General features: G+C 64.1%; 9 protein-coding genes. 6 read left to right on the forward strand and 3 right to left on the reverse strand.

All coding sequences use genetic code 11. From position 1 onward, the window contains the following. The first annotated feature begins 86 nt into the window (after positions 1-86). Positions 87-3,602: a DNA polymerase III subunit alpha gene (gene dnaE, locus NCR37_RS04475; RefSeq protein ID WP_250471954.1), complete on the forward strand. Its 3,516-nt coding sequence runs from the start codon at positions 87-89 to the stop codon at positions 3,600-3,602. On the opposite strand, the gene NCR37_RS04480 is transcribed toward dnaE, so the two are convergent. After that, on the reverse strand, positions 3,596-4,363 hold the full coding sequence (locus NCR37_RS04480) for a glycosyltransferase family 2 protein (RefSeq protein WP_250471955.1): 768 nt from the start codon (positions 4,361-4,363) through the stop codon (positions 3,596-3,598). The two genes, dnaE and NCR37_RS04480, sit on opposite strands and share 7 nt — an antisense overlap. A 268-nt stretch (positions 4,364-4,631) precedes the next feature. Here NCR37_RS04480 and msbA point away from each other — a divergent pair, with 268 nt between their 5' ends. The 5 genes from msbA to NCR37_RS04505 all read left to right on the forward strand — a co-directional run bounded on the left by msbA (position 4,632) and on the right by NCR37_RS04505 (position 10,918). Beyond that, on the forward strand, positions 4,632-6,350 hold the full coding sequence (msbA, locus tag NCR37_RS04485; protein ID WP_250471980.1) for a lipid A export permease/ATP-binding protein MsbA: 1,719 nt from the start codon (positions 4,632-4,634) through the stop codon (positions 6,348-6,350). 71 nt (positions 6,351-6,421) lie between these two features. Further along, on the forward strand, positions 6,422-7,390 hold the full coding sequence (waaC, locus tag NCR37_RS04490; RefSeq protein WP_250471956.1) for a lipopolysaccharide heptosyltransferase I: 969 nt from the start codon (positions 6,422-6,424) through the stop codon (positions 7,388-7,390). After that, on the forward strand, positions 7,387-8,526 hold the full coding sequence (locus NCR37_RS04495; protein WP_250471957.1) for a glycosyltransferase family 4 protein: 1,140 nt from the start codon (positions 7,387-7,389) through the stop codon (positions 8,524-8,526). Before waaC ends, NCR37_RS04495 begins: the two co-directional genes overlap by 4 nt. Before the next feature lie 48 nt (positions 8,527-8,574). Next, on the forward strand, positions 8,575-9,579 hold the full coding sequence (locus NCR37_RS04500) for a glycosyltransferase family 4 protein (RefSeq protein ID WP_250471958.1): 1,005 nt from the start codon (positions 8,575-8,577) through the stop codon (positions 9,577-9,579). Positions 9,580-9,637: 58 nt separating this feature from the next. Beyond that, positions 9,638-10,918, forward strand: a complete 1,281-nt coding sequence (locus NCR37_RS04505; RefSeq protein ID WP_250471959.1) for an O-antigen ligase family protein — start codon at positions 9,638-9,640, stop codon at positions 10,916-10,918. Between the two features lie 10 nt (positions 10,919-10,928). On the opposite strand, the gene rng is transcribed toward NCR37_RS04505, so the two are convergent. Further along, the gene (gene rng / locus NCR37_RS04510) at positions 10,929-12,398 is read right to left on the reverse strand and encodes a ribonuclease G (protein ID WP_206467875.1); all 1,470 of its coding nucleotides are present in this window, start codon (positions 12,396-12,398) and stop codon (positions 10,929-10,931) included. Between the two features lie 7 nt (positions 12,399-12,405). Next, positions 12,406-13,020, reverse strand: a complete 615-nt coding sequence (locus NCR37_RS04515) for a Maf family protein (protein WP_250471960.1) — start codon at positions 13,018-13,020, stop codon at positions 12,406-12,408. Positions 13,021-13,066: the final 46 nt, after the last annotated feature.

Consider the following 13,066-nt stretch of genomic DNA (forward strand, 5'->3'; position numbering starts at 1 on the left):
ATTCCGAGAGCCGCGAGCGCCTTATCCGTTCGGCCAACGCAGCCCTCGCGGGCAATTTCGCGACGGCCCGCATGTACAATATCGGCATGTCAGATCCCCGCTTCGTTCATCTCCGCGTCCACTCCGAATTCTCGATTGCCGACGGCATCGTGCGGCTGGACGACGTCGTCAAATCGGCCGCCGAAGACGGTCAGGGCGCGCTCGCGCTGACCGATCTCGCCAATGCTTTCGGCCTCGTGCGCTTCTACAAGGAAGCGCGCGGCAGGGGCGTGAAGCCCATTGCGGGCTGCGACGTCTGGATCACGAATCCCGCCGACCGCGACAAGCCTTCGCGCCTGTTGCTGCTCGTGCGCGACAAGACCGGCTATCTGAATCTGTGCGAACTTCTGAGCCGCGCGTGGCTTACGAACCAGTATCGCGGCCGCGCGGAAGTAATGGTCGAATGGCTCGAAGAAGGGCTCGCAGAAGGGCTGCTGGCGCTGTCGGGCGCGCAGACAGGCGACATCGGCATGGCGTTCGCGGCGGGCAATACGGCGAGCGCAGAGCGCCACGCCGAGCGCTGGGCGAAGCTCTTTCCGAACGCGTTCTATATCGAATTGCAGCGCGCCGGCCAGCCGGGCGAGCAGGCGTACATTCTGGAGGCCGTCGCGCTTGCCGCGAAGCTTCGCCTGCCGGTGGTCGCCACGCATCCGCTGCAGTTCATGACCCCGGACGACTACACCGCGCACGAAGCGCGCGTGTGTATTTCCGAGGGCGACATTCTCGCCAATCCGCGCCGCCAGAAGCGTTTCACGACCGAGCAGTATTTCCGCACGCAGGACGAGATGTGCGCGCTTTTCGCGGATATTCCGTCGGCGCTCGCGAATACCGTCGAGATCGCCAAACGCTGCAATCTCACGCTCGAGCTCGGCAAGCCGAAGCTGCCGCTTTTCCCGACGCCCGACGGCATGTCGCTCGACGACTACCTCGTGCAGTTGTCGAAGGAAGGCCTCGAAGTGCGGCTCGCGCAGCTCTACCCGGACGAGGCCGAGCGCGACGCGCAGCGCGACACGTATTACAAGCGGCTCGACTTCGAGTGCGGGACCATCATCAAGATGGGCTTTCCGGGCTACTTCCTGATCGTCGCCGACTTCATCATGTGGGCGAAGAACAATGGCGTGCCGGTCGGCCCGGGGCGCGGCTCGGGCGCGGGTTCGCTCGTCGCGTATGCGCTCGGCATCACGGATCTCGACCCGCTGCGCTACAACCTGCTCTTCGAGCGCTTTCTGAATCCGGAACGCGTGTCGATGCCCGACTTCGATATCGACTTCTGTCAGGAAGGGCGCGACCGCGTCATCCAGTACGTGAAGGGCAAGTACGGCGCGGACGCCGTCTCGCAGATCGCGACTTTCGGCACGATGGCGGCGAAGGCGGCGGTGCGCGACATCGGCCGCGTGCTCGACTTGGGCTATATGTTCACGGACGGCATCGCGAAGCTCATTCCGTTCAAGCCGGGCAAGCACGTGACCATCGCGGACGCGATGAAGGAAGAGCCGGCGCTTCAGGAGCGTTTCGACACCGAAGACGAAGTGCATCAGTTGCTGGAGCTGGCACAGCGCGTCGAGGGCCTCACGCGTAACGTCGGCATGCACGCGGGCGGCGTGCTGATCGCGCCCGGCAAGCTCACCGATTTCTGCCCGCTCTATACGCAGGGCGAAGACGGCGGCGTCGTCAGCCAGTACGACAAGGACGACGTGGAAGCCGTCGGCCTCGTCAAATTCGACTTCCTGGGCCTGACCACGCTCACGATCCTCGACTGGGCGGAGCGCTATATCCGCCGGCTCGATCCGTCGAAGAAGGATTGGAGTCTCGGCCAGGTGCCGCTGGACGATCCGGCTTCGTTCACGATTCTCAAGAAAGCGAACACCGTCGCCGTGTTCCAGCTGGAAAGCCGCGGCATGCAGGGCATGCTGAAGGACGCGCAGCCGGACCGCTTCGAGGACATCATCGCGCTGGTGGCGCTGTATCGCCCGGGCCCGATGGACCTGATTCCGAGCTTCTGCGCGCGCAAGCACGGGCGCGAGATCGTCGAATATCCGGACCCGCGCGTCGAACCTGTCCTGAAAGAGACCTACGGCATCATGGTCTATCAGGAGCAGGTGATGCAGATGGCGCAGATCATCGGCGGCTACTCGCTCGGCGGCGCGGACTTGCTGCGTCGCGCGATGGGCAAGAAAAAGCCCGAGGAAATGGCGAAGCACCGCGAGATCTTCGCGGAAGGCGCGGCGAAGAACGGCCTCACGCGCGAGAAGTCCGACGAGATCTTCGACTTGATGGAGAAGTTCGCGGGCTACGGCTTCAACAAGTCGCACGCGGCGGCGTATGCGCTGCTCGCCTACTACACGGCGTGGCTCAAGGCGCATCATCCGGCGGAATTCATGGCGGCCAACATGTCGCTCGCCATGGACGACACCGACAAGGTGAAGATTCTCTTCGAGGATTGCATCGCCAACGGCATGACCGTGCTGCCGCCGGACATCAATCAGTCGGCGTATCGCTTCGAACCGGTCGCGGAGGCGGACGGCAAGCGCTCGCGCACCATCCGCTACGGTCTGGGCGCGGTGAAGGGCAGCGGCCAGAACGCGATCGAGGAGATCCTGCGGGCGCGCGAAGACGGCGCATTCACCGACCTGTTCGATTTCTGCGAGCGCATCGACCGGCGCGTCGTGAACCGGCGCACGGTCGAGGCGCTGATTCGCGCCGGCGCGTTCGACGCGCTGCACGCCAACCGCGCACAACTGCTCGCTTCTGTGCCGCTCGCGATGGAGGCCGCCGAACAGGCCGCCGCCAACGCGATGCAGGCGGGCCTCTTCGACATGGGCGACACGCCGCTGCAGAAGCACGAACTCGTCGACGAGCCCGCGTGGTCGGACAAGAAGCGTCTGCAGGAAGAGAAAACGGCGCTCGGCTTTTATCTGTCGGGGCATCTTTTCGACGCCTACAAGGGCGAAGTGCGCCGCTTCGTGCGCCAGAAAATCGGTGAGCTGAAGGAAGGGCGCGACAAGCTCGTCGCGGGCGTGATTTCGTCGATGCGCACGCAGATGACCCAGCGCGGCAAGATGCTGATCGTCAATCTCGACGACGGCACCGGCCAGTGCGAAGTGACCGTGTTCAACGAGCAGTTCGAAGCGAACAAGGCGCTTTTCAAGGAAGACGAACTGCTGGTGGTGCAAGGGCAGGCGCGCAACGACGCGTTCACGGGCGGCATTCGCTTCACCGTCGATACAGCGATGGATCTGGAACGCGCCCGCAGCCGGTACGCGCAATCGGTGAAGGTTGAGATGAACGGCAATGCCGACGCCTTGCGGCTGCGTCGCGTGCTGGAAGCGCATGCGGCAGGTGAACAGGCCGCGCCGCCGCCGATGCCGGTCAGGGACAACGGCCGTCAGCGTCAGAGCGCCGCGCCGATTCCGAATGGGCTGAACGTGAGCATCGTCTATCGCAGCGAACACGCCGAAGGCGAAGTGCGTTTAGGCGACGCGTGGCGCGTCAAGCCGACCGACGATCTCATCAGCGCGCTGCGCGGGGAGTTCGCGGGGAGTGAAATCGAGATTGTTTATTGATGCGGTCGCCGGCTGAGATAGGCGAGCTTGACGAATCGGTAGTACACCGTCTGGGCGTTGAAGACAGCGATCATGAAGCCAGAGCGCCCGTCGAGAAAACCGCGCCGGAGCACGTAGGTCCTGACGAAGGCCCATAGGCCGCGCGTCACGGCCATGCCGAGACTGGCGCGCTTGCCTGCTGCATGGCGTTGTCGCGCGCCGGCCGTCGAGTAGGCGTCGAGCTTGCGCAGGACCGTTTCGAAGTCTTCGTAGGAGTAGTGCAGCAGCTTGCCTTCGAGCCGCGCCACCGCCGTGCCCGGCGCTATGACGAGCCGTTCATGCACGAGATCGTCGGAAAAGCGCGCCGTGCCGCGCCTGAAAAGCCGGGGAATCCAGTCGGGGTACCAGCCGCTGTGCCGGATCCAGTCGCCGCAAAAGCTGGAGAGCCGGTCTATCGCGTAGACATCCGCGTCCGGCTCCACGATGGCGCGCCGGATGGCGGCGGCAAGCTCGGGCGTCACGACTTCGTCGGCGTCGATGGACAGCACCCAGTCGGTCGAGAGCGCGTCGAGCGCGCGATTCTTCTGTGGCCCGAAGCCCGGCCAGTCGGGCGCGCTCATCACGCGTGCGCCATGTTTTCGCGCGATGTCGGCGGTTCCGTCGGTGCTGCCGCCGTCGATCACGACGATATCGTCGGCGAAGGAAACGGATTCGAGGCATTGCGCGAGCCGCGCCGCTGCATTGTGCGTGATGATGGCGATGCCGAGGCTGTCGTGCGTCATGTCGTCGGGCCGTGCTGTTCGTGGCGCGTATTGTAGAACCATCGACCGGCCAGGCGCGTGCCTTCCTGAGTCCGGCACGCCCGGCGGTTTACAATGGCGGATTGTTGTGGCGTCCGGCGTTACCCGCTGGCGCGGCCTTCTTCCTGGCTGGCGGGTGCGGCGGCCGGGGCATCGCAACGCAGAGGACGATTTGAGCGAGAACTCGAGCGAAAAGCAGACACTGAGAAAGACCATCGGCGAAGGCAGCACGACGACGCCCGCAGCCGTCATGAAGCGGCTCTGGCCGTATCTGCGGCCGCTCATGGGCATCGTGCTCCTCGGACTCGTGGCAATGGGCTTCGTCGCGGCCAGCGAAGCCGGCATTCCCATGCTGCTTAAGCCGCTGCTCGACCACGGTTTCGGCACCCGGGGCAGCGAGAGCGCCAAGTGGATCGTGCCCGTCGCGGTGATCGGCCTCGCGCTCGTGCGAGGCGTCGCGCAATATGCGTCGGGGTATCTGCTCTCGTACGTGTCGAACAAGATCCTGTTGCAACTGCGGCTGCAGATGTTCGAGCGCATGATTCACACGGGCGCAGGCTTCTTTCAGCGCGAGACGGCGAGCACGGTCATCAACGCGATCGTGTTCGAGGTCAACCAGATCCTGCAAGTGCTGTCGAGCGTCGTCGTCACCCTCGTGCGCGATTCGCTCACGGTCGTGTTCCTGCTCGGCTACCTCTTCATTCTCAACTGGCGGCTCACGCTGATCGTCGCGCTTATCCTGCCGGGCATCGGCTGGCTCGTGTCGAAGATCAACCGGCGCTTGCGGCGTCTGAACCGCGAGCATCAGATGCTCACGAACGACCTTTCCTACATCGTCGAAGAGACGGTGGGCGGCTACAAGGTCGTCAAGGTCCACAACGGCGAGCCGTACGAGATGGGGCGCTTCACCGAAATGAGCAGCCGCCTGCGCGGTTACGCCATGCGCATGCAGGTGTCGGGCGGTCTCGCTCAGCCGCTCACGCAGTTTCTCGCTTCGATCGCGCTCGCCATCGTCATCACGATCGCCGTGCTGCAATCCGCGAGCGATCAGACGACGGTCGGCGGTTTCGTGGCGTTCGTCACATCCATGCTGCTCGTCATTTCGCCGCTCAAGCATCTGATCGACGTGAACCAGCCGCTGCAGCGAGGCATGACGGCGGCGGAACTCATCTTCGGTCTCATCGACGAGCCGCCGGAACCGGCGGGCGGCGGGCGGCGGCTCGAGCGCGCGCAGGGCAGCATCGAGTTTCGCAACGTCTCGTTCAACTACGGCACGCAGGAGCGCGCCACGCTGGATCACGTTTCGTTCAAGGTCGCGCCGGGAGAGATGGTCGCGCTCGCCGGTCCGTCGGGCAGCGGCAAAACCACGCTCGTCAATTTGTTGCCGCGCTTTTTCGATCCGGCCGAGGGCGAAGTGCTCGTCGACGGCGTGCCGCTCACCGACTACGCATTGGCGGATCTGCGCTCGCAAATGGCGATGGTGAGTCAGGACGTCGTGCTCTTCAACGACAGCATCGCCGCGAACGTCGCATACGGCACGGTGCCGGACCGCGACCGCGTGCTCGCCGCGCTGGCAGCCGCGAACCTGGCTGATGTCGTCGCTTCCATGCCGGACGGCATCGACACCTTGATCGGCGGCAACGGCATGCGGTTGTCGGGCGGCCAGCGTCAGCGTCTTGCCATCGCGCGCGCCATCTACAAGAACGCGCCGATCCTGATTCTCGACGAAGCCACGTCGGCCCTCGATTCGGAATCCGAGCGGCACGTTCAGTCCGCGCTCGAAACGCTGATGAAAGGGCGCACCACGCTGGTCATCGCACACCGGCTTTCGACCATCGAGCGCGCGGACCGCATCCTCGTGCTGGAGGCGGGCAAGATCGCAGAGCAGGGCAGCCACGCGGAACTGCTGCGCCACAACGGCCTCTACGCGCATCTTCATCGCATCCAGTACCAGCAGCAGGCGGCCTGACATATTGTCGGCCGCTTCCGAAACTCGCCTTTGACGAACGACCGGTTCCACCACATGCAAGCGATCGCAGAATGAAGCGGGTTCTGATAGTGAAAGTCAGCTCATTGGGCGACGTGATTCAGGCGCAGGCCGTCGTCGGCGACCTGCATCGCGCGTTTCCCGGCGTGCAAGTGGATTGGGCAGTGGACGAGAACTTCGCCGATATCCCGCGCTGGAATCCCGGCGTCGCCCGCGTGCTGTGCGCGCCGCTGCGACGCTTCAAGAAGGCGCGCAACCTCGCTGACCTGCGAGCCATCTGGTCGTCGATTCACGATTTGCGGCGCGAACGCTATGACGCGATCTTCGATCTGCACGGCGTCTACAAGAGCGCGATCATCTCTTTTCTCGCACGTTCGCGGCGCCGCTTCGGCTACGCGAACGTCAACCTCGGGGAACGAGGCGCGGCCTTCGCGTACACGCATCGCTTCGCGCCGCGTCACGATTCGAACGCCTGGCAGGGCATGCGTCAGACGCTCGCCGACACGCTCGGCTATTCCATCGACGCCGCTCCGCCCAGCGTGTTCGCCATTCCGAAGCCGGCGAAGCCGCTCGCCGTGAGCGCCGACGTGCGTTTCGCGCTGTTGTTCCACGCGACGTCGAAGCCGGAAAAGAAGTGGCCGGTAGAAAACTGGATCGCGGTGGCGAAGGCTATCGTCGAGCAAGGCATGACGCCGCTTTTGCCGTGGGGCTCGGATGCCGAACGCCTCGACGCGGAGGCCATCGCCGCGGGCGTGCCGAGCGCGCGCGTGCTGCCGAAGCTGAGCATCGAGGAGGTCGCGCAGCATATCGCGCGTGCGGGGCTCGTCGTCGGCACCGACACCGGCCTCGTGCACCTCGCAAGCGAACTTCGGCGACCGACCGTGATGATTTTCAGCGCCACCTCGCGGCCGCACTTCGGTGTGAATGTGCCGGGCGTGTCCGTCTCGGTCGGCGACAGCGGCAATCCGCCGTCGGTCCAGGAGGTGCTTTCAGCTATTGATTCAGTGAGACCAAGCCGTTGAAGATTTTGTTTGTCAATTTTCACTGTGGCCGCGGTGGCGGCCACGACACGTATATCGTCGCAATCGCACGCGGGCTGTCCGCCCGTCATCAGGTCTTCGTCGCCGCGCCGGGATCCAGTCGTCTCTACGAACACGCGTGCGCAGCGAAAGGCGTCACTGCCGTGCCGATGGACTTTCCCGCGAAACTGAAGGACGTCTCGCGCTTGTGCGGAGCGTGGCGCGCGCTGCGGGCGCTGCTCCAGCGAGAGCAGTTCGATGTCATCCACGTGAACGGCTCGCCCGATCACCGCCTGCTTTTGCTCGTCATGTTGTGGTGGAAGGGGCCGCGACCGAGTATCGTTTTTACGAAGCACAACTCCATTGCCATCAAGAGCGACTTCCTGACCCGGCTGCGCGCCACCCGCGCGACGGACGAAGTGATCGCCGTGTCCGACTCCACGGCGGAACTCGTGCGGAAATCGGTGTACGCGCATTGTCCGCTCACGGTGGTGAAGAACGGCATCGACATGGCGAAGTACGCGCCGCGCGATGCGGCAAGCGCCGCGGCGAAGCGGCTGACGATGCTCGGTCCGGACCGCGCGAGCCGGCTCGTGCTCGGCACGGTCACCGGCTTCGATTCGTATAAGGGAACCATGGACATGATTGCGGCCGTCGCGGGCCTTCCCGGCGAGGTGCGCGAACGGGTGATCGTAGTCGTGGTCGGCACGGAGCCGAGCGCGGAGCAACGGCGGACCATCGAAACCCTCGGCATGCAACATAACGTGCACGTCGTCGGATTCGTGGAGAATGTGCCCGACTATATCGCCACGTTCGACATCGGTTTCGTGCTTTCGTATGCCGTCGAGACGGTGTCGTTCGCCTGCCGCGAGATGATGGCGATGGGCAAGCCCGTGATGGTCACGCGTTACGCGGGCCTGCCGGAGAATATCGACGACGGCATCGACGGCTGGATCGTCGAGCCGCGCGACGTGAGTGACATCGGAGCGTTACTGCAAAAAATTGTCGCCGATCGCGCGGGCGTGCCGGTGATGGGCGCTCGTGCGCACGAGAAAGCCGTACGCGAGTTCTCGAGCGATCGCTTCGTCGCGGCGACCGAGGCGGTGTATCGGCGTGCCGCAGCGGCGCTCGCCGGCTGACGCGCTCGGTCACCGTTCTTTTCAGTGTCCAACAGGGTGCCCAACTCAATGCCGAAGCCGGTCATTCACATCATCAACGGATTCATGAATGAATATGGCGGCAGCGAGCAGGAAGCCCTGCATCTCGCGCGTCTGTTGCGGGACCGCAGCGAACTGTCGCTGTGGTCGCCTTCGTCGCGGTGCTCGCCGGAGCTGGCCCGTCGCCACGGAATTCGGCGCATCCGCATGGGTCTCGGCGGGGCGGACCGTCCTCACGGCGGCACGTTCGTCTTCGTCGGCACGCACTGGCGCAACAAGCTGTGGCCGTATCTGAGCCGGGCGCCGCAACGCCTGATCTATGTCTTCAACACGTTTCACCCGAAGATACTGGCGCTTACCGCGACGCATCCGCCGATGCTCCGCTGGCCGCGGACCGAATACGTTTTCATTTCCGAGTTCCAGCGCAAGCTGCTAGGCGTGGAAGGCGAGGTGCAGCCTTCCCCTATCGACATCGCACAGTTCGCGCCCATGCCTCGGCCGCGGTCCGGTGGACGGCTCGTCATCGGGCGCCTGAGCCGCGACACGCTCGACAAGCACGACCTCGACGACGTACCGCTTTATCGCGCGTGGGCCGACGGGGGCGCGGACATACGGCTCCAAGGCGCAACGAGCCTGCGCGCGGCGGCGTCGGACGCGCTCACTGGGACACCGAACGTCGAGATCCTGCCTGAAGGGGCGATCGCAGCAGTCGACTTTCTGCGCGGCATCGATATCTTTTATTACCGCACCGGCGCGCATGTGGAAACGTTCGGGCGCGTCGTGCTTGAAGCCATGGCATGCGGCCTGCCGGTGGTATGTCACCGGCGCGGCGGTTATGCGGACTGGATCCGGCATGGCGAGAACGGCTTTCTCTTCGATACCACCGAGCAGGCGCGCGGGCTCGTCGACGGCCTGCTCGCGGATTCGGCGCTGCGTGCATCGATTGGGGAGCGCGCGCGGCGCACGGCCGAATCGCTATATTCGGACGAGGCGTTACGACGCCGCGCGGACTTCTACTTGCGGCCGGCGCGGTGAACACAAGAATCGAGGCGGACGCGACGACGCCCGACAAACGGGGTAGTGGAACAACATAATGCAAGTCAACACAATTTCGAGGCTGGGCCGCACGGGCACCGAGTCCTACCAGCTGGTTCTGGCGAGATGGTTCGCCATCGTCACGCTCTGGCTCGTACCTATCTCGACCGCGGGCGTGAATCTCGCCTCGGGCGCGTTCGCCTTGCTGGCGTTGACGTCACCGGAGGTCTGGCGGCGCGCGCCCGCGTTGCGCATGCGCTCGCCAGCCGGCTTCGCCGCTCTCGTGCTTTTCGCCGCGCTGACGTTAAGCCTCGCGTATAGCTCGCCCGGCATACACGAAGCCTTCGACTTCCTGATGAAGTACCGCAAGCTCCTGTTCATACCGCTGCTCGTTCTCGTTTTCGGCGATGACAACTCGTCCGCCTGGGCGAAGGCGGCGGTGTGGGGCCTTTTCGCGACGCTTGTTCTGACAATGGTGCTCACGTACACGAACTACTTCGGCTGGACGGCCGTGGGCCCGATGCACGGCACCGACGCCATGACCCGACCTTGGGTGTTCAAGGACCACATCTCAGGCGGCCTCATGATGGCGTTTCTCGTATGCCTGTCGTTTTCGCTTGCCAAAGCGACGAAGAACGCGGGTGGCAAGGCGCTGTATCTGGTTGCGCTGGCCGCGATGGTGAACGTTCTCTTCGTGCTGCAGGGGCGCACGGGGCAAGTGGTGGCGATTGCCTATATCGCCATTTTTCTGGTGGTGCACGCGGCGCGGTTTCGTCGCTACGACAAACGCACGCGCTGGATCGTGGCGCTCGGCGCGTTGACGGTGTGCGCGTGCGTCGCTGCGTTCGTGTTCTATGCGAAAGACTCGCGTCTTGCCGATACGGCGCAGGAAGTCACGCAATTCGAGACGCAGAACAAGAATACGTCGATGGGCGTGCGGCTCGAGTTCTACCGGCGCAGCATCGAGTTGATCGCGCACCGGCCCATTGCAGGCTATGGCGTGGGAAGCGTGCGCATGCAGTTCGAGCGGCTTGCCAGCACGCAGACCGGCGGGCGCGCGGCGATGGCGGGCAACCCGCACAATGAGTTCTTTCTGATGGGCGTGCAGCTCGGGCTGATCGGCGTCGCGCTTTTCGTGTGGTTTCTGATCGCGGTTGGCAGGGAATGTCAGCGCCTGGTCCAGCCTTCGCGCGATGTGGCGAACGGCTATCTCTTCGCCTTCGTCTTCGGCTGTCTCGCCAATTCCTTGTTGCTGAATTTCACCGAGGGCAACCTGTTCATCTTTCTCATCGGCATACTGATCAGTGCCGCGCCCCGTTGCGAATGCGTCGGGGCCTAAGGGCACTGGTCTACATCAGCACAATGTCATACTGTTCCTGACTCAGATTCGACTCCACCTGCAACGAAACCGGTTTCCCGATGAAATCCATCAGCATCGCAAGATGCTGTGACTCTTCTTCCAGAAACAGATCGATGACCTGCTGCGACGCCACCACACGAAACTCGCGCGGATTGAACTGCCGCGATTCGCGCATGATTTCGCGCAGCACGTCGTAGCAGACAGTGCGCGGCGTCTTGACCTGTCCCTTGCCCTGACAGGTCGGGCAAGGCTCGCACAACACATGCGCGAGCGATTCACGCGTGCGCTTGCGCGTCATCTCGACAAGCCCCAGTTGCGAGAAGCCGTTGACCGTCACGCGCGTGCGATCCCGCGACAGCGCTTTCTTGAGTTCGCCCAGCACCTGATCGCGATGCTCGACATTTTCCATGTCGATGAAGTCGATGATTATGATCCCGCCGAGATTTCTCAAACGCAGTTGCCGTGCAATGGTATGCGCCGCTTCGAGGTTGGTCTTGAAGATGGTGTCATCGAAGTTGCGCGCGCCCACATAACCGCCTGTGTTCACGTCGATGGTCGTCATCGCCTCGGTCTGGTCGATCATCAGATAGCCGCCCGACTTCAGATCGACGCGCCGCGACAGCGCCCGCTGAATCTCCGCTTCGATGTTGTACAGGTCGAAGAGCGGCCGCTCGCCGGTGTAGTGATGCACGCGCGACGCCACCGCAGGCGTGAACTCGGCCGCGAAGTCCGCGAGCATCTGATAGGTCTCGCGCGAATCGACCTGAATGCGCGTGGTCTCGTCGTTCACGAAATCGCGCAACACGCGCTGCGCGAGGTTGAGGTCCTGATAGAGCAGCGTGGTCGGGGGCACGCGCTGCGCCTGCGTCACGATGGTCGCCCACGTCTTGCGCAAATAGGCGACATCGGCGGCGAGTTCTTCGCTCGACGAATCTTCCGCGATGGTGCGCACGATATAGCCGCCTTTCTCGTCGGCGGGCAACACGGCGGTAAGGCGAGCGCGAACGGCCTCGCGTTCCGCCTCGCTCTCGATCTTCTGCGAGATGCCGATATGCGGCTCCTGCGGCAGATACACGAGGGTGCGTCCCGCGATGCTCACCTGCGTCGACAGCCGCGCACCCTTTGTGCCGATGGGGTCCTTCACGACCTGCACCATCAGCGCCTGACCTTCGAACACGATCTTCTCGATCGGCACATGCGCGGCGGACCCATGCGCCTCGCCCGCGATGCGCGGATGCCAGATATCGGCCACATGAAGGAACGCGGCGCGCTCCAGACCGATGTCGATGAACGCGGACTGCATGCCCGGCAACACGCGCACGACCTTGCCGAGATACACATTGCCCACGCGCCCGCGCGAAAGCGTGCGCTCGACGTGAAGCTCCTGAACGGCGCCTTGCTGAACCAGTGCGACGCGGGTTTCCTGCGGTGTGACGTTGATCAGGATTTCTTCGTTCATGGCCTGTTTAGAATTCGACGCGCGCCACGCGCAAGAGTGCTGCGGTTTCGAAAAGGGGCAGACCCATGATACCCGAATAGGACCCCTCGATTCGCTCGATGAACGCCGCCGCGCGGCCCTGAATGCCATACGCGCCCGCCTTGCCGAGCGGCTCGCCGGTCGCGGCATAGCGTTGCAGCGCAGCACGCCCGGCAGCGGCGAAGCGCACCGTCGAACGCGACAGCGCCACTTCGAGCAGCGTGCCTTCGGCATCCACGACGGCAAGCGCCGTCAGCACTTCGTGCTCGCGGCCGGCCAAGCGTTCGAGCATCGCGACGGCATCAGCTTCATGCAAAGGCTTGCCGAGAATCAGGCCGTCGATGGTGACGGTTGTATCGGCGACAAGAATCGGCGCGGGTGCATGTCCGCCGGCAAGCAAACGCGCGCGGGCCGCCTTCGCCTTCAGCGCGCAGACGCGCACGACATACGCATCCGCGGTCTCGCCCGGAAGCTCGGCTTCGAGTGCTTCGGCGTCTTCATCGGGGCGAGGCAGCAGCAGTTCGTATTGAACGCCCAGTTGCCGAAGCAACTCCTGACGGCGCGGGCTTTGCGAGGCGAGATAAACGAAGGGGTAAGCGGACATCGGCGAAAAGGTCTCGAAGAAATGCGCGCGCGGCCGGACCGCACAG

It is taken from the genome of Caballeronia sp. GAFFF1, from assembly GCF_023630705.1.
GTDB lineage: Bacteria > Pseudomonadota > Gammaproteobacteria > Burkholderiales > Burkholderiaceae > Caballeronia.